The 20,674-nt window shown below is 45.7% G+C and carries 20 protein-coding genes and 1 riboswitch; of the genes, 6 read left to right on the top strand and 14 right to left on the bottom strand.

What is annotated here, in order from left to right:
* Positions 1-76: 76 nt before the first annotated feature.
* Positions 77-237: riboswitch (cyclic di-AMP (ydaO/yuaA leader) on the bottom strand.
* A gap of 293 nt (positions 238-530) precedes the next feature.
* Positions 531-956 (bottom strand): hypothetical protein, encoded by a 426-nt coding sequence (locus tag AB4Z29_RS12455; RefSeq protein WP_441943377.1) that lies wholly within the window; start codon positions 954-956, stop codon positions 531-533.
* Positions 957-1,168: 212 nt separating this feature from the next.
* On the opposite strand from AB4Z29_RS12455, the gene AB4Z29_RS12450 reads away from it, so the two are divergent.
* The gene (locus AB4Z29_RS12450; RefSeq protein ID WP_441943376.1) at positions 1,169-2,251 is read left to right on the top strand and encodes a GIY-YIG nuclease family protein; all 1,083 of its coding nucleotides are present in this window, start codon (positions 1,169-1,171) and stop codon (positions 2,249-2,251) included.
* Positions 2,252-2,725: 474 nt separating this feature from the next.
* Here the strand turns inward: AB4Z29_RS12450 and AB4Z29_RS12445 are convergent, their stop codons facing one another.
* The 5 genes from AB4Z29_RS12445 to AB4Z29_RS12425 form a co-directional block, all read right to left on the bottom strand.
* Complete coding sequence (locus AB4Z29_RS12445) at positions 2,726-3,016, bottom strand: hypothetical protein (RefSeq protein WP_441943375.1); 291 nt, start codon at positions 3,014-3,016, stop codon at positions 2,726-2,728.
* Between the two features lie 229 nt (positions 3,017-3,245).
* Positions 3,246-4,226: an alpha/beta fold hydrolase gene (locus tag AB4Z29_RS12440; RefSeq protein ID WP_441943532.1), complete on the bottom strand. Its 981-nt coding sequence runs from the start codon at positions 4,224-4,226 to the stop codon at positions 3,246-3,248.
* Positions 4,227-4,491: 265 nt separating this feature from the next.
* On the bottom strand, positions 4,492-5,859 hold the full coding sequence (locus AB4Z29_RS12435; RefSeq protein ID WP_441943374.1) for a sensor histidine kinase: 1,368 nt from the start codon (positions 5,857-5,859) through the stop codon (positions 4,492-4,494).
* Entirely contained in the window at positions 5,856-6,530 is a 675-nt protein-coding gene (locus AB4Z29_RS12430; protein ID WP_441943373.1) for a response regulator transcription factor, read from the bottom strand. Before AB4Z29_RS12430 ends, AB4Z29_RS12435 begins: the two co-directional genes overlap by 4 nt.
* 264 nt (positions 6,531-6,794) lie before the next feature.
* Positions 6,795-7,988, bottom strand: a complete 1,194-nt coding sequence (locus AB4Z29_RS12425; protein ID WP_441943372.1) for an MFS transporter — start codon at positions 7,986-7,988, stop codon at positions 6,795-6,797.
* 349 nt (positions 7,989-8,337) lie between these two features.
* On the opposite strand from AB4Z29_RS12425, the gene AB4Z29_RS12420 reads away from it, so the two are divergent.
* Positions 8,338-8,916 (top strand): TetR/AcrR family transcriptional regulator, encoded by a 579-nt coding sequence (locus AB4Z29_RS12420; protein ID WP_441943371.1) that lies wholly within the window; start codon positions 8,338-8,340, stop codon positions 8,914-8,916.
* On the opposite strand, the gene AB4Z29_RS12415 is transcribed toward AB4Z29_RS12420, so the two are convergent.
* On the bottom strand, positions 8,903-9,073 hold the full coding sequence (locus AB4Z29_RS12415; protein ID WP_441943370.1) for a hypothetical protein: 171 nt from the start codon (positions 9,071-9,073) through the stop codon (positions 8,903-8,905). The two genes, AB4Z29_RS12420 and AB4Z29_RS12415, sit on opposite strands and share 14 nt — an antisense overlap.
* An 814-nt stretch (positions 9,074-9,887) precedes the next feature.
* Between AB4Z29_RS12415 and AB4Z29_RS12410 the strand changes: the two genes are divergently transcribed.
* Both AB4Z29_RS12410 and AB4Z29_RS12405 read left to right on the top strand, forming a co-directional pair.
* Positions 9,888-10,079, top strand: coding sequence for a hypothetical protein (locus AB4Z29_RS12410; protein WP_441943369.1), 192 nt, complete (start codon positions 9,888-9,890; stop codon positions 10,077-10,079).
* A 163-nt stretch (positions 10,080-10,242) separates the two neighbouring features.
* On the top strand, positions 10,243-11,094 hold the full coding sequence (locus AB4Z29_RS12405) for an arylamine N-acetyltransferase family protein (protein WP_441943368.1): 852 nt from the start codon (positions 10,243-10,245) through the stop codon (positions 11,092-11,094).
* A gap of 65 nt (positions 11,095-11,159) precedes the next feature.
* Here AB4Z29_RS12405 and AB4Z29_RS12400 read toward each other — a convergent pair whose 3' ends face one another.
* The 4 genes from AB4Z29_RS12400 to AB4Z29_RS12385 all read right to left on the bottom strand — a co-directional run bounded on the left by AB4Z29_RS12400 (position 11,160) and on the right by AB4Z29_RS12385 (position 15,337).
* Positions 11,160-11,432, bottom strand: a complete 273-nt coding sequence (locus tag AB4Z29_RS12400) for a DUF2277 domain-containing protein (RefSeq protein ID WP_441943367.1) — start codon at positions 11,430-11,432, stop codon at positions 11,160-11,162.
* Between the two features lie 184 nt (positions 11,433-11,616).
* On the bottom strand, positions 11,617-12,393 hold the full coding sequence (locus tag AB4Z29_RS12395) for an Imm51 family immunity protein (protein ID WP_441943366.1): 777 nt from the start codon (positions 12,391-12,393) through the stop codon (positions 11,617-11,619).
* A gap of 107 nt (positions 12,394-12,500) precedes the next feature.
* Complete coding sequence (locus AB4Z29_RS12390; RefSeq protein WP_441943365.1) at positions 12,501-13,937, bottom strand: glycosyl hydrolase family 28 protein; 1,437 nt, start codon at positions 13,935-13,937, stop codon at positions 12,501-12,503.
* A gap of 269 nt (positions 13,938-14,206) precedes the next feature.
* Positions 14,207-15,337 (bottom strand): glycoside hydrolase family 88 protein, encoded by a 1,131-nt coding sequence (locus AB4Z29_RS12385; RefSeq protein WP_441943364.1) that lies wholly within the window; start codon positions 15,335-15,337, stop codon positions 14,207-14,209.
* Between the two features lie 177 nt (positions 15,338-15,514).
* Here AB4Z29_RS12385 and AB4Z29_RS12380 point away from each other — a divergent pair, with 177 nt between their 5' ends.
* Positions 15,515-16,360 carry an AraC family transcriptional regulator gene (locus AB4Z29_RS12380; protein ID WP_441943363.1) on the top strand — a complete coding sequence of 282 codons (846 nt, stop codon included), beginning with the start codon at positions 15,515-15,517 and terminating at the stop codon, positions 16,358-16,360.
* Between the two features lie 14 nt (positions 16,361-16,374).
* On the opposite strand, the gene AB4Z29_RS12375 is transcribed toward AB4Z29_RS12380, so the two are convergent.
* The 3 genes from AB4Z29_RS12375 to AB4Z29_RS12365 form a co-directional block, all read right to left on the bottom strand.
* Positions 16,375-17,598 (bottom strand): MFS transporter, encoded by a 1,224-nt coding sequence (locus AB4Z29_RS12375; protein ID WP_441943362.1) that lies wholly within the window; start codon positions 17,596-17,598, stop codon positions 16,375-16,377.
* Positions 17,599-17,625: 27 nt separating this feature from the next.
* A complete protein-coding gene (locus tag AB4Z29_RS12370; protein WP_441943361.1) occupies positions 17,626-18,657 on the bottom strand; it encodes an ROK family protein in 1,032 nt (343 codons plus the stop codon).
* 162 nt (positions 18,658-18,819) lie between these two features.
* A complete protein-coding gene (locus tag AB4Z29_RS12365; protein ID WP_441943360.1) occupies positions 18,820-19,746 on the bottom strand; it encodes a nucleoside hydrolase in 927 nt (308 codons plus the stop codon).
* Positions 19,747-19,887: 141 nt separating this feature from the next.
* On the opposite strand from AB4Z29_RS12365, the gene AB4Z29_RS12360 reads away from it, so the two are divergent.
* Positions 19,888-20,646 carry an AraC family transcriptional regulator gene (locus AB4Z29_RS12360; protein WP_441943359.1) on the top strand — a complete coding sequence of 253 codons (759 nt, stop codon included), beginning with the start codon at positions 19,888-19,890 and terminating at the stop codon, positions 20,644-20,646.
* The last annotated feature ends 28 nt before the right edge of the window (positions 20,647-20,674 follow it).

Genomic DNA, 20,674 nt, shown 5'->3' with positions numbered 1-20,674 from the left:
ACGGCAACAAAAAAAAGCCGCAGGAAAGTAAGGACTCTCCCGCAGCTTTCCAAAAAAAGTTGGATGGCTGGCGTTAAGTTCCTCTCTTGGACGCTTACGAGGTTAGCTGACGGATTCGGGCGCAAAAGTCGCCCTACGGTTGAAAAGCTCCAACCGATTCACCCCTGAGCACGGTCCACTTGGATCCACGCTCTTTGGTTCCCCCGATTCTTTGTCAGAATTCAGCGATTAAGGATTATAGCAATCAATCGTTTGCAATGATCACGCTCTGAATCTTACTCCTCTGCAAAGCCATTGTAAACGAGCATAAATGGCTAAATTATTTTAAATTGGAATATCGCGCATTCATTTAACCGCTTACATTGCGATGAATCTTTCCGTATCACGTTTATGCTCTTGTTATCTTCGCTTTACAACATATGAGCAGCGCTTACTGCACCTTGCACCGCTTAAGCAACGATTTCAAGTTTGCAAATCGAATTCCTTTTAACGCGCTACAAAAAAAGCAGCCATCGAAGCTGCTTTCTCATTTAACCTTTTTGAATTTTAAAATGAAACTCCCACTTCGCTACGTTCCCCGAATACCTGCCACGATTTTCTACAACCGAGACTTCAAGCTTCTTGTTCACCGCTTTTGCACCGATTGCCGATACTTTAACACTCGCGTCCGTCGCACCGTCGTCTGGATATTTATCCTGCTCCTGTGCCTCCGCTCGCAGCTTAACGAGATCGGTTGCTTTAAGGTTGAGGACTACCGATGCGCCTTCCTTTACTTCTTTCCCGTTTATCGTCGCTCCGCTCCACCATTCATTTCCGACACTGTTTTTCTCAATAAGCTCAGCGCTTACAAACGTTACCTTTATCTTGATCGTCTTGGCGGCTGCAAACAACGGCTGTGCTGATAAAGATAAGAGAAGAATGATGCTGATAATGGCCGCGGTAAATGATTTCTTCATTTCGGAATCCCCTTTATTATCTCTATTATTCCAATATATTCTATCACGACTATTGACTCAGGTCTACGGACTCTATCAAGTTTTTAACATACTCAAATGATTATGAGTAATCATGATTTATCCTTTCAAATGACGACCTCTCAAAAACAAGGAACCCGCGGCACTGATGTCGAATACAGCCGGAAGAGAATTCAATAGGAGGAGGATACTGTATGTCATTCCCGTTCAAAGCTGCCGATTATCCTTCGAGCCCTGGCTGCTATCTCATGAGAAATAAGGATGGCCGAATGATTTATATCGGAAAATCCAAAAATCTGAGAAGCCGGCTTCGCTCTTATTTTTCGAAAAAGCATACCCATAAAAAAATCATCCAGCTTGTGCAGGAGATTGCATCGATCGAGGTTGTTCTTGTCAATAATGAGGCGGAGAGCCTATTGCTTGAAAATAATTTAATTAAAAAGCATAAGCCTCCATTCAATAGAGCATTGAAAAAAGATAACAGCGGATACGCCTACTTGCAGCTTACGGCTGAACCGCTTCCAAGGCTGGACGTTTATTACCGGAACCGTACCGGCAAAGCACATCCCCGTGAGCTTACAGCTCCGCAGCGACTAGGACCATTCAAAAACGCGAGATTCCGGGATGCGCTGCTTGAATTTGTAACCGAGCACTACGGCCTCCGCACCTGCAAAACGATGCCCAAAAAAGTCTGCTTGCTCTATCATATCGGAAAATGCAGTGGCGTATGCGAGGAGAAAATTTCAAAACAGGAGTATCTGAGCCATGTCGATCAAGCCTCGGTGCTGCTTGCTCACCGCGGAAAGGCATTAATTCAAACGCTATATCAAAAAATGGACGACTATGCCTCCCGAATGGAATTTGAGAAAGCACAGCAAATGCTAGTCAGCATTAGAAATTTGGAGCAGGCTTCTGATAAGCAAATCGTTGACCGAGAAGCGTTCATCGATCAGGATGTTATTTACTTCGGGTCCTTGCACGCGATGGTCGCGAAGGTGCAGGCTGGCATGCTAACCGATTTCCAGCTGTATAAGCTTGAACCATGCTCCGAAAATGCCTGTGACCAGTTTCTAATGACTAGATACGCGAATGAAATGCCAGATGAGCTGATCGTGAACAGGCTTACCGACCGAAAGAAGGTTCAACAATTTTTCAAAACAAAACGCCGAGCTCCGCTCCTCACCGAGCCCAAACGAGGTTTAAAGCATGATCTGCTGCAGCTATGCAAGCATAACTATGAATATCGCATCGAACATTTGTCACCTGCGAGTAGGTAATCCGCTTAAGATCATCGTCGAGGTATGGGCATACACGTGATAATCCTTTCCTACTTCAAAATGATAGCCTCAATCACCGTACCCAAGCTCCGTATGTACCTTAAGCTGAGATTGTGCTGCTCCTTTCCATATTTGATTCGTTTCGACCAGCACAACTTAGAGCTGTTCGTCAATCAATTGTGCGCTCACTTATAACTTATTGACCATTGCCCTGCACGGAAACAGAACAGGCTGCCGATTAAATATCCGGCAGCCTGCTTTTGATATGTGTTTCTATATAAGTTGAACGAATGAATGATCTTTCAAGCGGAGAGAATAAAGTCGTTCTGGAGAAATGGAATGTTCGCTTTTGCAGACCAAATGGTACTTCGAAATATTCTTAAATATATTCTTGAAGGCGAGCAGAAGACCCGTAAGTAGTCCGCTTCATTGCCGAAGCATCCTTACTTACGGGTCCGTACTTGCTTGGAAGGACTATTTATTCGAACGTTTTTTGGAAGATACTTTAGCACGTTTCTTTTGTTTCGCACTTGAAACCATAACGTTTTTCTCCGTATGCGTATATTGATGCTGATAGACTGGGCAGCAATGATGCTGCTTCACCGTTTCGATATTTTGAATGACATTCACAAGCTGCGGATGGTAATAATTCTCGTATTGCGTAATTGGCGGATCATAAATCGTCTGCGTTGGACAATCGGGACAAAATTCAGCTTCGTTCACGCCGCCTACATTTCCCATATTATTGTAATAGTTACGGTTCACAATAATTATCCCCTTCCTGATTTGGAATACACCTTATTGTATTCACGAAGAGGGAAAACGACCTGTACGCTTGACCCGCAAGGCAATGGCCTGTTATGTTTCAGCGGTTTGCAGGCCGAGAGATTTACCGTGTAACTTGAAATTTACTCCATGCCATTTGTCCCCTCTTACCTCTGTCTCATGCATCTACTCCTTGCACCGTCGCTTTGCCAGCAACGTCAATTCAAGTCTATTGGGTTTCATCCATAAATGCTCTAAAGTTTTCAACGATTTCTTTGGACCTTGTATGATGCAAATAATGCCCTCCTTCAAAGGTCATCACTTTGCCATGCACAGAATCCTTGGCCTGCTCTTCGTGCAGCGGTATCCAATTCTCTACGTCTGTATTGTTCGCTTGTATAAAGAAAACAAGCGGAAGTTCTTTTGGGAACGCTACATTTCTTGCTGCTACAAAATTAGAATAAATATGTTCCATCTCATTTAGAGTGGTGGATTCATACATGTTTTTGAGAGAGAGCATTCTCATTTGTTCTTTAGTCCCCTCATCAAAAGGCAGGCCCGCATAGGGATCTTCTCCGAATTTCAGCATCAATCTGCCGAAGCCCGATTGTTTAAGCAGTTTAAACATTCCGATTGGAAATTCAACATCCATTCCGCCTTGCGTGGGAACGCTGCTGTCGATTCCAGCAAAAGCACTCACTTCGTTCGGATACGTATTGACATAATCGATCCCGTAAATGCCTGCAATAGAGTGACCCATTAGTATGTAACGGTCAATATGAAGACTCTGCAGCGCTTCGTGAATCTCACTTACAATATTTTCAGTCGTCCGTTCTTTCGTGGTTCCGTCACTTAATCCATAACCAAACGGCTCAATTACGACAACTTTATAAAACGGTGACAGCTCATCAATTAGAGGCTTAAAATCAAGTGCTGGCGCTGCCGTTCCATAGCCTGGCAGGAGCACGACTGTTTCCTCGCCTTCTCCTTGAATCAGAACATTCATCTGTTTCCCATCTACGGGTACGAGCTGACCATAGGCCTCAATTTTCCCTTGTTCCGATTTGCTGCTGACCTTGTTAACAATAAAGACAATGACAATAAAAACCATGACAGCTATAACGAGTACGGCTAACGATTTCAGTATATTCTTAACTATTTTTTTCAATTTACTAGCTGGATTCTTACCTGTTGTTGCATCCGACCCCATTTTCTTTGCCTCTCGTAATTTCACTCGCATCTTCTCCTGTCATCTTCTCTGTATTCGGCTCCCGCCACAAGGACAAGCTTACATGACCAAAATGTACTCTCCATGACGCCAATATGAACGGAATATGAACGGACAAAAAAAATGCTGCGCCATCATGCAAGAAAGCTTGCATATGCTACCGCAGCATGGAGAATAAGAGACAGCTTAAACCAAACATTTTATGTTATTGAGAAACAGCTTGTCAACATTCTCTATTGAAATGAAATTACGCTGTCGGAGCTTTGTTCGGCAACGTCACCATAAAGGTCGTTCCCTTCCCTGGTTCACTTTCCACTCGGATATCGCCTTGATGAAGCGATACGATCTGCTTAACGATGGCGAGCCCCATACCGCTGCCGTCATATTTGCGACTGTGAGAACGATCTGCCTTAAAAAACCGTTCGAAGATCCGCTTCTGATCCTCTAAGGAGATACCAATACCCGTGTCGGATATTCGGACAGTCACGTTTTTGGTATCTGATTTGATGCCAACGCTAATAATTCCGCCAGCCTTGGAAAATTTAATGCTGTTACCGAGTATGTTGGTCCATACCTGGTTGAGCTGATCATGATCAGCCGTTAGCGTAATTGCCTTCAAATGGAGCTCAAAATGGATGCTGCGCGCCGACCATTGCGGCTGAATCGCAACAATTACGCGTCTTATCTGCTCATCCAGTCTGAGCGTTGCCAGCTGCATCTGCTGCGACTGCGATTCTAGCAAGCTTAGCTTTAACAGGCTATCGCTCATCTTGGACATCCGCTCTGCTTCCGTAATAATGATATCAAGATAACGGCTTCGCATTTGAGCTGCAATGTCATCTTGCTTAAGTGCGATAGCATATCCGGATATCGAAGTGAGCGGAGACTGCACTTCATGTGAAACGTTCGCTACGAATTCTCTGCGCAGCTGCTCCAACTGCTGTAGATCGCGCATCATATCTTCGAAGCTGCGAGCCAAAGTGCCCAGCTCGCCTGATTGCTTGATATTCAACTTAACATCGAAATCTCCAGCAGCTATCCGTCTAGTCGCTATTGTCAGTTTTTTAATCGGCCTAACGAGAAATATAGAGGCAATCAGAACAAATATACTTCCTATAATCAAAGAAAAGCTCACGAAATATAATGCCCACTTTATGACAAAAGCGGCCGAAGGCGGCGCGAGTGGCTCGAGAAACATCGCTTTTGTTCCAATCTCCGTTTTCAAAGGCATCCCTAAAAGAACGGTAGCAAAACCAATCGTATTGTATTGAACCATTTCTCCATGGAGGACTTTCCCAACTTGTTCTTTCGTTACAGCAGCAATCTTCTGCCCGTGAACCTCTCCATAAGACTTGAATTGACCGTCTGCATCGTAAATTCGAATGTGATAGGAATTGAGCATCTTCAATTCGCTTACGAACGCATCCGCTTCACGCAGCGGAAAAGTCTCATAGATCTGTGCAATGTCTTGCCCAAAATTACGCAATAGAATTTGCGAGTTTTCGCTTAGTTTTTCTTCAAATAACCAAGTAGCCAAAAAAAACGCGATGACCGTTCCACCGACCACGGATACTAGAAAAATGAAGACTACACGTGTATATAAAGATTTAATCACGCTTGCACCTCTAGACGGTAGCCTAGCCCACGAACCGTTTCAATATGAAAATCAGGTGTAGTCGCAAACCGCTCGCGCAGTCGTTTAATATGTACGTCTATCGTTCGATCATCGCCTGCGTAATCGAGTCCCCATATTTGATCGATCAGCTGCTCGCGCGTATAAATTTGCCCAGGCGTTCCCGCCAGCTTATAAAGCAATTCAAACTCCTTTAGCGGCAGCGTGAGCGACTCCGTCCCTCTCATCACTTTATAAATCTGCCGATCAAGAACGACGCTGCCCAGACGAATTGTCTGCGTGGAACCAATCCGGTATCGTTTTAGCAACGCTCTAACGCGTGCCGTCAATTCCAACGGATCGAATGGTTTCGTCAAATAATCATCCGTCCCCAGCTGGAACCCTTTCACTTTCTCCCATGTTTCGCCTCTCGCAGTAAGCATTAGCAGCGGAAGATCCGGATTGCTCCTTCTGAGCTCCTTGCATAACGTCCAACCGTCCATAATCGGCATCATAATATCGAGAACGACAAGATCAACATGCGTCGAAGCATAAATAGCAAGTGCTTCCTTTCCATCCGCAGCTTCCACCGTTTCGAATCCGTCGTTGCGTAAAAACAAACAGACAAGTTCGCGAATGTTCGCGTCGTCATCCGTAACCACTATAGTAGCCATTCGTTCCCTCATTCCTTGTTTTCCATCCCATATCGTATTAACCATTATACTATACAAAGCCCATTCATGATTATGGAAGGCTCGTAAGCTCATTTCCATCTGAAAAGAACGACGTCTTAAAGCTTCGTTTCCATCTGAAAAGAACGATGTCTATAAGCTGCGTTTCCATCTGAAAAGAACGACGTCTTAAAGCTTCGTTTCCATCTGAAAAGAACGATGTCTTAAAGCTTCGTTTCCATTTGAAAAGAACGACGTTTTAAAGCTTCATTTCTTCTCTGTAAAGTAATAAAGCAGCGCGATGACCGGGAATACAATGCCGATCCACAAAGCTGCGCTCCAGCCTCCCCATGCGTAAGCCCATCCGCCTACCGCGGATCCCAAAGCCCCGCCAAAAAAGAAAATAGCCATGAAAAGACCGTTTAATCTGCTGCGGATCTCCGGACCAAGTGCAAAAATCGCGCGTTGCCCGAGTACAAGATTGGCCGATACACCTGCGTCCAACAGGATGGCTGATACCACTAAAACGGTTATTCCAATGTAAGAATTTGATTGTATGACCAGCAGTAGTAAAACGGAAACAATAACCATGCTAAGAGCTATACCTGTGGCGGATCTAGTCCAGCCGCGGTCAGCTAATCTACCAGCCACAGGCGCAGCTATCGCGCCTGCCACACCAACAAGCGCATACAAAGCAATCGCTTTTTGAGAAAAATGAAAATCGGGACCAGATAATAATAGCGGAACAGTAGTCCAGAACAAGCTGAAGGTTCCAAACACGCACGCATGATAGACGGCACGACGACGCAAGATCGGAGTTGTTCGCAGGAGATGCCACATGGAACTAAGCAGAGCTCCATAGCTTGTACTTGACGTTGGCCTTCTCTCTGGCAGCACTTTTGATAGGACGATCGCCAGCACAATGATAGCTGCAGCCGATACCGCGAATATACTAGGCCAGCTAAAGTAATCAGCCACCAAACTCGACAACGGTCGCGAGAGCATGATGCCAAGCAGCAGGCCGCTCATGACATTGCCAACGACGCGGCCGCGCGAGGAATCTGAAGCAAGGTATGATGCAAAAGGTACAAGCACCTGTGCTGCGACCGACCCCAATCCGATAAATAAGGAAGCTGCCAAAAAAAGAATTGGGCTTTTCGTCATGGCCGTAACAACCAAAGCAACTGACGTAAGAAGCAAGGATAATACGACTAGCCTTCGGTTTTCAACAAGATCGCCCAAAGGCACGATAAAGAGTAAGCCAAGGACATATCCGATTTGGGTCAAGGTCACGATTAAGCCAGCACTGCCAGCAGACAACCCGATTGAAGAGCTAATTAAGCCCACCAATGGCTGTGCATAATAAAGATTGGCTACAATAATTCCACATGCGGTCGCAAGAAGTACAGTTAACCATGTCGGAATATTCTGTTCGATTGTTTGTTTATTTGATGCATTCATAGCAATCACTCCTTAATTTTGGTAAGTATACAGAGCTTAATCGGTTGCCTGTTCATCATGTGTTGTTTAATAACATCCCCCTCGGCTCTTATTTTAAAATCAACGATTGACATGATGACGCGCCAGAGCAAAATCGAATCCATGAGTGGGAATAAGTAGTTTTGAACGAAATACTAATGTCCTTTCGCCTCCATCAATTAAATACTAAACGTATCGTTTATTAATTATGTTTAAATCATATACTGAACGTATCGTTTTGTAAATAGGCATTAATGCTTTTTATTCTGTCTTCATCTTTGATATACTATACGTACAGTTTATATATGAAAATCTGAAGGGAGTGATTAGCTTGGAGGCAAAAAGAGGACGGCCGCGTAACGTTAAAACGCAACATTCGATCCTTACCGCTTCTTATGAATTATTGCTGGAAGATGGCTTTGGATCGGTCACCGTTGAAAAAATTGCTGATCGCGCTAAGGTGAGCAAAGCAACGATTTATAAATGGTGGCCTAATAAGGCAGCTGTTGTGATGGACGGTTTTCTAGCTGCCGCTGCGGCAAGACTGCCCGTGCCTGACACTGGTTCGACATTCGATGATATCGTTATTCATGCCACAAATTTAGTTCGGTTTTTGACAAGCCGCGAGGGTACGATCATTAGGGAGCTATTAGGCGAGGGGCAGTTTGATTCCGGATTGGCGGACGCCTACCGGACAAGGTATTTCCAGCCACGTCGGCTTGAGGCTAAGAGCCTTCTAGAAAAAGGGGTTCAACGCGGAGAATTGAAAAAAGATCTTAATCTTGAATTAAGCACCGATCTCATTTACGGTCCTATTTTCTATCGTTTGCTCGTGACAGGCGGAGCATTGGACGCTTCCTATGTGCAGCATTTGGTGACGAATGCATTTGAAGGAATCAAGCCGAAGTAAAGCAAAAGACGATGACGATGACAATGACATAGTCAATGACAATGACAATGGCAATGACATAGTCAATGACAATGACAATGGCAATGACAATGACAATGACAATGACAATGACAATGACAATGGCAATGACTATGACAATGACCGACGGAGAACGCATTCCTCCAATGGTTATATCCCGCCATTACAGCGTTTTGAGGCGGTTTTATATTTAGACTAGCAGTTGTAATTAGGTTTCTTACTGTCTACATAATTAAGTCAAGGTCAGTGCAATGTACACTTTACTCCATAATCGATTGGTGAGTGAAAAAAGACAATAATCAGTTGGTGAGTGAAATATAATCGATTATGGAGTGAAATGAGACTATTCGCCCAACGTAGGACAAGCTACGCTGCACTTTGTACACTCTATTCGTCTTTTAAGTAATCAGAGCCTTGCTACGTTGTAGTTTTTGCAACAGAATGGCGCTGTTGGAACCATATTTCACTCGTAAGGCTGATTCTACTGCACTTTCTGCAATGTAGCCTCTCACGGTTCTCTTTATATGTGGTTTCTATTGTACAAAGTGCAATGTAACTGAAGTAATGGAAGGTATTGGTTGGCTATGGTTGGCTATGGTTGGCTATGGTTGGCTATGGTTGGCTATGGTTGGCTATGGTTGGCTATGGTTGGCTATGGTTGGTGATGGTTGGTGATGGTTGGTAATGGAAGTTAATCATAAGTATGGTTGGTTATCTCTGATTTTCTCCTGCAAATGTGTTTTTTATAGACTCGTTGGCTACTTCAGCTTTCTACAGCTTACCCAGCTACTTTGTCGTTTCTAGTGGTTGGTTTTTTTACTTGATTGGCTACTTCAACTTCCCCCTGTCGACTACCCAAGCTACGCTGCACATTGTACACTCTATACATTTGGAGACATAGCAATGAATTTGAGAATGATCAGAATTGGCAAGATATTAAGCGTTTTTTCCAAATGATGGGTGGTCAATCGGACATCTGGTATGCAACTAATATTGAAATTATTGATTATATGGATGCTGTCGAAAGGCTTCAGTTTACACTAGACAGCTCCGTCGTTCATAATCCAAGCAGTTTAGCAGTATGGATAACGGCCGAGGGGCAAACTGTTGAAATCGCAGCTGGACAAACCGTGCAGCTCGATTGAGTGTTTCGAAGACAAGTTGAAAAAAACGATTTCCGCTTGACTGTACCGGTACAGATCATCGTTTTATCTGTTGTTGCATTCCGACTAATCGTTTACGCTAGACACATCAGCCCCGCGAACTACTGCGACGGCATAGATAGTGAATCCGGCGAGGTGGCCCAATATGATTGCATTGACTGCACAAGAAATAAGAGCTTATTTAAACCGGATTGGCATCGTCGACATCGAGGCTCCAACTCCATCCTTTTTATTCAAGCTTCACAAAGCGCATGTGAGAGCCTTATCCTGGCAAACCGTCGATATTTACGGCGGGAAGCCTGCTTCCATTGATTACAAACAATCGATAGCACTTATCATTGGTGGCCGCAGTGGCTATTGCTTCCACTTGAATGGAGCGTTCAGCGCTCTGCTGCATTCCTTAGGGTACAACGTTTCGCTCCACCGGGCGGGTGTTCAGCCGATTGGAACGGAGCCGCGCATCAATTCTTTTCATCTCGGCGTATTGGTGAGGCTTATGGATAGAGCTTGGATTGTTGATGTCGGGCTTGGCGATATGCCATACGAGCCCTTGCCATTGGTTTACGGAACGTACGAGCAAGCGCCGTATACGTACCGGGTAGAATCGTCCTCCGTTTCCCCTGGCGGCTGGCGTTTGGCTCATGACCCCCATGCGTCCTTTATTGGTGCGGATTTTGACCCAAATGTCGTATTGGATATCGGAATTTTCAAAGAAAACCATCATTTCTACAGCACCTCGAAGAACTCTCCATGGCATAATGTATTCCTGCTTCGGAACCGGAGCGAAAAGGAAGGGCATGAGCTTCGTGGCTGCATTTGGAGAAAACGCGACAAAGACGGCATTCAGCTTACGGAATTAAATCAGAAATCGCAATGGCTTGACGTCATGGCTGAGCTGCTTGGCGAGACGCTTAAGCACTATAACGCCATGGAGAGGGATGAGTTATGGAAAAGAGTTCGCGAAGATCATGAAACGTGGAAAAAACAAAAAAAATGAACCATTTAAAAAGTGGCGGGTACTGTATGATAATCAGCAGCCCGCCTTGCTATTTTTGCAAAAGCTTATGCTGAGCCGAATCTTTTGGCATTTCGGATACGGGCGCGTTCAAGCTCTGTTTCACGGTCGCGCGGCTCAGCGTTTGTGACCAATGAATCCAATAGCTTCTGTGCCGCAACCGTTACTTCAAGAACCGCGAGCTGGAAGGCCGCTTCATTGGCTTTGGAAGGCGCTTGAAATCCGGATAGCTTTCTTACGAATTGCAGCGAAGCTGCTTCCACCTCATCTCCCGTAGCCGGCGGGTCAAAGTTGAATAACGTTTTGATATTTCTGCACATTGCCTATCTCCTCCATCATCAGAATAGGTTTTTTTATAAATTATAGAAGCTAGTGAGAGGATTAGCAACCAAATGAATGACCTCCATCTTATCCAAAAAAGCTAAAACACAGAGCTCGCTGCTCCGCGAGTTCGATCGCATACCAAGGTGCCTCCCAGCATGGCTGACAGAGCAAGCTTCTCGTTCAGTCCAGCTCCGCACGCGAAAATAAATCACTGATCAGCGCGTCGTTCTCGCAAGCTTCCTTAAAAGCGAGTGCGAAGCTGAACATCGCTTCTTTGTTGTCCGTATACGCTGCGAACATGTCTGCTTCGGGATCGAATCTTATGACACCAGCCAGCTCAGGCTGCTGTTCCTGCAGAAATACAGCGGCTAATGAAGCCCAATCATAGCCGTTGCCTTCGAAGCCCTCATCTGCCCTTGCATCGAATACCTCGCGTTTGTAGCTGCCAACGTTTAAGATTAGCGATATGCTGCCGCTATTATGCGAAACCAGCTTGAAAGGGGCCAACTTTCCTTCCTCCGGCAAGTCCGCTTCCGCTGCCAAATTCGCTGAAAGCACATGCTCTGGTTGTTTGCCCACAGCATTGCGGCTCAGGCTCAGAAACATCTGGCTGTCCCGATCATCAGGATCCAGCTCCAAAGCCTGCTCAAAAGCCGCCACCGCTTCTTCCGGCTTTCCGCCATAATAGTACGCATAGCCTAACCGGTAATGCCATAGCGGATCACTGGATCCCTGTTCTTGAACAGAGAGAAAACAAGCTATTGCTTTCTCATATTTGTCTAAATTATTCCAAGCCCTGCCCAGGTAAGAGACTAGCGAATAGTCGCGTTCCGCATCCGGAATGTCCGAGATCGCATTTATAATGTTCTGGTGCTTATCCTTTTCATGCCACAGATCAAGCTGCTTCTTAAGCTCCTTCTCCAAATCATTGACCTCATTTCTATCTTTATTTTCCAAAACCTCCCTTAACTATAAACACAACTCCGTCCTATTAAAACTGCCATTAGCACCAATTCGGGCATTTGCAAAAAGAGCCGCTATGCCAGCGGCCCATCCCTGCTCATTTATTCCTCATCCTGCTCGTTCACAAAAGTAATATTTCGTGCATACTGGTTAGCCGATATCGCCGGGTGATCGAGATTGTCAATCCGCACTCCATCTATTTTTAGATTCATAAAGGTTACGCCATCCACGGCTCGATCACCGTCAAAACCTTGTATGCGCGAAGGATTTGGTGTGTTCCCGGCATACGAAATGTTACGGAATATAATATTCTCGATTCGTTTCCCAGGCGCAGGATTGTAATCAGGATTATGAACGACGCGTATATCGAACAGCTGTCCCTGCTCGATGGCCTCTACCCTTATCCCGTCATAGACGATGTTCCTCACCGTATTCTTGTCACCTGCGTTGATGGACATTGCACCCCAATAGTTAGGCTGCGGCTCATGATGCTCCAGAATATCGATATTTGCAAATCGTATATCCTCTACGATGTCACCTTCGCCATCATAATCGCCGTGAGTACCAATCATCAACGGATGGGCAACATCTGCCCAGAGCACGGAATTGGTCACTGCAATTCGCCGGGAATCTCCTCGGTAGCCCCAGCGGCTTCCATATATGGCGATACAATCATCCGAATTCCTCATAAATACACTATCGATTTGAATATCCGAGCTCGACATGATGTCAATGCCGTCCGACCAGCCTCGCGTACTGAATGACTTTAGCCCCTGAATGCTTATCTCTTTGGAGCCCCCGACATAGACGCTGTAATGCGGCGGATCGATGATCATAATGCCGTCAACGCTTATCCTCTCCGAATGCATAATGCGAACGCCTCGGAAAGCCGAATATCGGTGGAAATCCGCCAAATAAACCATGCCGCGCCCGCGGATTGCAACATCATTGACATGATCGCACACAAACGAGCCAACGACTGCCGCGCCTCCGTCTATGTACACCGTTTTCCCTGAGCTCAGCTGTATGATCGTCTCTTCGATATAATGCATGCCTGGCGCAAAATAAAGGATGCTTGCATCCGTCTCCAGCCATTCCCTACGATGGATGCCAGGCTTGATAACAAGCACGTCTGGATCATCTGCCGAAGGGACGCTCTTATCGATATCATTCGCAAACAAATGCAAATTACGGAATCGATCATCGTTGAACTCAATGGACAGCATCACGGGATTTTCAATAAACAGCGTGATCACATTCCCTATTCTTTCATGCTTGATTTCCCGAGATAAGGGACGGATTACAATAGATTCAGCATCTGTATACAGGCATGCAATCTCCACCTCAACAGGCCCCGCCATATCAAAATACGCCAACGAAGCTTGACGCACGTCATGCATATCAACCTTCACGCCATAAACAGGCAAGCTATGCCAATTACCCTCACAGCTTCGAATTTTAACTTCATAATCGCCGCTTTTAGGTATATCCCGCAGAATGGGATACGTATGCACGCAACTCATCTGTATTTCGCTCATTTCGATAAACTCCTTTGGATTCAGCTAACGCATAAGCTTAAGCATAAGCATTAACTTTACTTATCAAATTGTTCTTGATTATAGCACGGCAATCGCTCCAAAAATGTTTATTTCCTGCTTAAAAATGCAACTATATTGCGGATTGCCACGCTCGCTGCCAAGCAACATCCTGCTACGTAGGCTCATTCGGGAAATATAGCCAAAAAAATGCCCGCGCGGCCCAATGCTTTACGCATCGCCACACGGGCATTTCAGCCAAAGGAGCTGATTTATCGTGCTTTTTTCAGCTTCCGGATAGCTTCAACGAAATAATAATCGCCATAGATCAAAGCTCCGTTCTGAACGGACGCCCTCTGGAAAGCACCGTCAAAATAAGCAGAAGTCCCATTGGTCAGAATGCATGCATCCGAATCATCCCACACCGCGCATTTCTCATCCAGCGCCTTCAGCATAAGGAGCGCCGATTGCAGATATAGATTTTTTTCCGAATCCGGCACAGCCTGGGCAATTTCAATCAATCCGCAAGCCATGATCGCACCTGCGCTGCTGTCAAGCTTCAGAGGCGATGCGGGCTGCCTATAATCGCAAGGAGGCACATAGCCGGTTAAAGCCAGCGACGACAGGGCATAATGGGCGATTCGTTTGGCAGCATGCAAATATTCAGGTTTCTTCGTCCAATGGTAAGCCTGAGCAAAGCCATAAATCGCCCAGCTTTGACCTCTCGACCAAGCGGATCCACTCTCATACCCTTGTCCTCTCGGCGTATCCAGCACTTCGCCGTTATTCTCGTCGAATATGACGATATGATTAACCGATCCGTCTTCACGGACGAAATCCTTTAATGTTTTGTCAGCATGCATAATGCCAATATGTTTGAACCTTGCATCGCTGCTCTGCTCGCTTGCCCAGAAGAGCAGCGGAATATTCATCATGCAGTCAATAATCGCCCAGCCTGCGTTGTCTCCGTTCCATGCGCGAATATAACCTCCGGCAATATTCGCTCTGGCAGATAGTACGTTTGCTGCAAGCATCGCTCGCTTTCTCGCTTTCTCGTCCCCAGTCAGCTCATTATTCATGACACTCGACAATAACCACATAAATCCCACGTCATGATGCAGCCCATCATAGCCGTGAAGCACTTCATCCATCTTCTCTTCCATACTTTGCGCGTATTGCTTGTAAGTATCGTCTTTCGTTTCAGCGTACATATGCCATAGTATCCCTGTCCAGAACGTGTTGGTCCACCAAGAAGCATCATCCTGCCAATCGTCATATTGCCCTTCACGCGTCGTGTAAGGCATGCCATCCTTGATCTGCTTAGAAGTTTTGGCTAGCTTAGCTTCGATTTTCTCCCACGTTTGCTGAATAAAGCTCTGGTTCTCCTGCAAGATGTTCTCCATTCGTTCTCCCCCGTTACCTTAAGTAATGAAAACGATTATTGACTTGTTCACAAGATTAGTATAATTTGAACGCAGAGCAGTCGATATGGTGTTTCTTGCGATAAACATTGCAATATTTGCTTTTCATTCTAAGCCTTGCGAATAATCCTTCATAATTGAGAAAAGGAGACGATTACGATGAACGAAATTCTAACTTACATGAACCTTCATCACGGCTCCTTCACCTATTTACATTCGCTTACCCATTCTCCGCATGACGATCAGCATTCAAGTTACACGCAAAATTCTTATGAAATCTATTATCTAATCTCGGGCAGCGTGGTTTACCAGGTGGAAGATCAAAGCTACCCGCTAAATCCCGGTGATTTGCTCATCATTAACAATATGGAAATGCATAGGCCTTATTTCACATCTGAATCCAGCTATGAGCGGATTATTATCTTTTTCAAGCCTGAATTCTGCAGTCACTATATACAGGAGGGCTACTCCCTTCTCCAATATTTCGATCGCAAAAAACCAGGCAGCTTCAATCGCGTGCCTGGTCATCTAATAGAGCATTCCAAAGTAGCTGCCCAATTCATGGAAATGGAGGAGCTTCATCGCAGCCAATTGCCCGAAAGCAACCTGCTTATTGAATTAATCTTTATTCGAATTCTTATCCATCTTAATAAAATAATTGCTTCCCATATCGATAGCTTCGAGCTGGAGGGCAACGTCAATTCCAAAATCGAACAAATTATTACCTATATCCATGGTAACCTCTATCGCTCATTGACACTCGAGCATATCGAGCATACGTTCTTTGTTAATCGGTACTACTTCTCACACCAATTCAAGAAAATAACGGGCTACAGCTTCAAGCAATACGTGATCCAGAAACGTATTACAAAGGCCATTGAACTCCTAAAGCTTTCCGTTCCGCCAACCGAAGTGTGCAGCATGACCGGATTCCAGGACTATTCCAATTTCTACCGCACCTTCAAACGCGTAACAGGCGTCTCCCCTGCGAAATATGGACAATAAACCGCAGGATTGGGCTAATGCTTAACCGTAACTTGATTTCGAATAGCTTTACTTTTCAAAAAAGCATTCAACTTTTCCGAGAACAGGAGCATAGCCCCTGCAGATAAGACGAGAACGACCGGAAACACGCCGATCGTTGAAGAGGCTGCAAGAAAGCCGAGAAAAGGCGGCATAATTGTACTTCCCGTATAGGCAACGGCCATTTGGTAGCCCATGATGGTCTGAGCGTGCTTTTTCCCGAAGCGCACCGGCGTTTCATGCAGCATGCACGGATAGATCGGCGCGAGTCCAAACCCTACCAGCATAAAACCTGCTAGCGAGAATACGGGCGGGAGCGGCAGCAGCATGAACACAGCACCAACTAATGCTGTTATCTGACCCGTGCGAATAAGTATACGATTGTTAACTTTGAACGTAATAAACCCGCTTATAAATCTTCCGATGGTAATTCCTGCATAGAACAAGGATACCCATTGCGCAGCGGTTGACGCTGGTAATTCCTTAACATGGACAAGAAAGCTGCTTCCCCACAATCCCATGGTCGCTTCCACGCCGCAATAAAACAAGAATGATGCGAGCGCTAATTTAACACCTTTCATGCGAAGAGGCTTTACAGAGTGAATACCGGTTTCTGTGGCTTCCGTAGGCAGTGGTTCCTGTTCCGCTTGCTCGCCCTTGTGCTGGTTAGCTGCTGCCTTTTTCCATAAAGGCAAGGTTAGAAATAGTAAAATGACGAGGCCGAACTGAATGGCGGCAACGGTCAGATAACCATCCCTCCAAACGTTTTGACCCGTCATAAACTGAGACATGACGATTGGGCCGAGCGTTGCTCCTACGCCCCAAAAGCAATGCAGCCAGCTCATATGATGCGCTTTGTAATGCTCAGCAACATAGAGATTCAAACCAGCATCAACCGAGCCTCCCCCTAACCCAAGCGGGATTGCGCATATTACTAACCATATCAATGAAGGCGACAAGGCGAAGCCAAGCAGCGCGACGGCGGTCATGATGCAGCTGATCAATGTCACTTTTCCTGTCCCAAACCGCTTCAAAACAGCACCGCTCGCCAAGCTGGATACAATCGTGCCGGCAGCTATCGTCATATAAAGCAAGCCAGCAGTCTCAAGCGGTGCGTCAAAATCCTTTTGCATGACAGGCCACGCCGTTCCGAGCAAGGAATCAGGCAAGCCTAAGCTGATAAAAGCCAAATAAATGATGATCAAAAAGAATGTAGCCATGTTGTATGCCCCTATCCCAGCTTCTTATTAGATTTTCTCTCCTGCGAGCATGAGATCAAGTCCCAGCTTCTGCAATCCATACAAATAATCTTGCTTCCAATCGCTTATCGCCAGCTTGGGCAGATGCTCTTGCGGCGCATAATCAGCACTCCTCAAGGCAATCTCGGCGATTGAAGAATCGTTCATTTCATCCTTGCAAAAAATAATCGCATGCGGGTTAATGATGGCCGTGAAGGAAGCGACTAGCCGGCTAATGGCATCCAGCCTGACAAGCTTGACGGAATCTGAAAGCCTGCTATCCCCTTCTTTGTTCAAAGCCTCCCCAAAATTCATATGCTCATATTGCGGCACATAAGAAACCTCTCCGGAGAAAAAAGTGCTGCCTCTCAGCACCTGCCCGTTAACGATGATGCCTGCTCCAGGTCCATTCTGTCCGAAATACAAGTAAATGAACGACATTTGGCCTTTATCCGCTTGATGAGCGTTGTAGCCGAGAACAGCTGCGTTCATATCATTCTCTACTACAACCGGGATGGAGAAGCGCGCCTCCAAGTATCCTTTCAAGTCAAAATCATGAAAGTGCTCATAGCTCGGAATATGAATAATCCGTCCGTTGTTCACCGAGCCAGGCACGCCGATGGCAATGGATTTGACCTTCGGATATTTCGCAAGGATCACTTCAATACTCCTCGCAAGACTTTGAACATCATCCGCTATGGCAGCCGAGGAGCTGCCCGTCTCCTTTACTTCACCCAAGCAATTGAATAGCTTATAATTCATTTCTGTTTTTTCCAAAAAAACAGCAAGTCCGAGCATATGCTCCGGATTATAAGCATAGCGATTCGCTCTTCGTCCGCCGCTTGAATGATCAAGTCCTACGATAAGCAGCTCGCCCTCTTTGTCCATCTCGCTTAGAAACTTGGATACAGTAGGAAAGCTAATGCCTAATCTGTTGCTGAGCTCGACTTTCGTTGCGCTGCCAAGTGCAAGCAGCGCTTCACGGATATTGTGCAGAATCACTTTCTTCATCTCTTTCGTTGATGAAATTCGATCGCTCAAATCAATCACATCCTCCCTGCAAACCACTTATTAAACGCGTTTAATAAGTCTAGATGATAATAGCAGATTGTTCAGCAAATGAAAAGACATTTTAGCTGCTGCACAATCTGCTGTTAGGTGATGAGCGTTAACCGTATTCGTTTAATGCCTGCTTGCTAAGCTTCAGTATGAGGCTTGTTTCAGCTTCGTAAATAAATCATGAAATACGGCATCACGATCAATATAGCTTGCGCAGCGAATCAAATGCCGAGTGGAATCGACACTCCAGCGATAGTCCGCGGAAATTCTAGGACTCGGGATTAGCCTCGAAGGAACCGTATTCGACTGATTAAGCCAAGCGATAACCGATATGTCCCATATCACTCTGGAGTAGGCGAAATGGTCATCCTTGCAGTTTTTATATGTCTCATAAAGATATGCGCCGATAGCGCCAGATGGCAGCACATAGTCCCGAACCTCCGACAGGGTCGTTCTAAGATTGGAGGCAACACCCATGCAAGGAATCAGCATGAGCGGAACGCCGCTATCAAATATTACTCTGGACGCATGCAGATCCTGCTCCAGATTAAATTCACGAGTATCATGCCAATCGATCGCATGGCCGCCAAGCCAAACCACGACGATTCGCTCAATGATGCGCGGCTCCATGAGGATTGCGCTGGCTATATTCGTAATCGCTCCGATTCCGACAACGTACAATGGATTTGCTGGATCGCATGCCATTGCGCGCTCGACCAGATTTTGCGCAGCCGAGCTGTCTACCGGTGTATGCGGCGCTGTCAGATAGCTCTCAGAGCCGCGGTAAACAGGGACATCTTCCCGATTCATAAGCTTTAGGATTCGATGGATTTCCTCATAGCTTTTCTCCATTCCGTCCTTCGGTCCCGTTGACAGATCATTATGGAAAGGAGCGGCATAAAGCGCCTGAAACTCGATTCTCTCCGGCGAGAGAAGTGCATAGATAACCGCGAATTGATCGTCAATCTCATTAAACGTGTCCGTATCGAGCACCATTTTAATCTGGCCTGCCGGTGATTCCAGCTTGCGGACCCGCTCTCCGTCAGTCATTGCTGGATAGATGATTTCCATGATTAATTCCTCCGTCTATATAATGAATTGGTTTTTCAGTCATGCTATAATACATTCATTCTATAAGTATCCTATTCGTTTCTGTAGCATTAATCGGTTATCCTATATCACGAATTGGCTATTTTGAAAGGAGCAGCATACATGTCCGCTACATTGGACTTCTTCTATCAGGAGACGCGAGCTAGGCTTGAGTATATTGCGCTGCATAACCATCAGAGCTATGAGCTTGTCTATTATGTGAGCGGACAGGGAACGACCCGAATTGGTCATTCCGATTATGCCTTCAAAGCGGGAGACTACGCCATTATTGCGCCGCATACGCTGCATGATGAACGACACGAGGTACTAGCCAAGGTCCTCTTCGCAGGTTTCAGCAGCCGGCTCTATCCTTCGTTAATCGAAGGAATCTATTCGGATACGCCTGCGAGACTTGTCTTCACGCAAATGCATGCCATGTCAAGTGAGCTTCGCCACAAGCAGCCCTATTACAAGCAGATGCTGGATTCTCGTATTTCGCATCTCTATGTAGAGCTGTTGCGAGCCCAGCCCGCTCAGGAAATAGACAGCCGCACAAGCATTATTCAATTCGCCAAAACCTATATAGACGAGTACTACATGCACAAAATCGACTTTCAGGCTTTAGCAGATCAATCAGGCTATAGCTATGACCGCTTTCGTCATTTGTTCAAACTCAAGGTAGGCAGCTCTCCAAGCCAGTATATTTTGCTGCGAAGAATCGAGCAGGCCAAATCGATGCTCCAGCACACACGGTTGCAAATATCCGCCATCGCGATGGAGTGCGGTTTTTCAACGGACGCGCAGTTCTGCAGCTTATTCAAGCGGGAAACCCGAATTACTCCCAAGAGCTACAGAGAGCAAACCTCAGCTGACGGTCTATAGATTACGTTTTTCCTATTCATTTACTTTC

It is taken from the genome of Paenibacillus sp. 2TAB23 (assembly GCF_052115165.1).
Classification (GTDB): Bacteria; Bacillota; Bacilli; order Paenibacillales; family Paenibacillaceae; genus Pristimantibacillus.
Note: the sequence above shows the minus strand (reverse complement) of the source record. Positions and strands in the feature narration are given on the sequence as shown.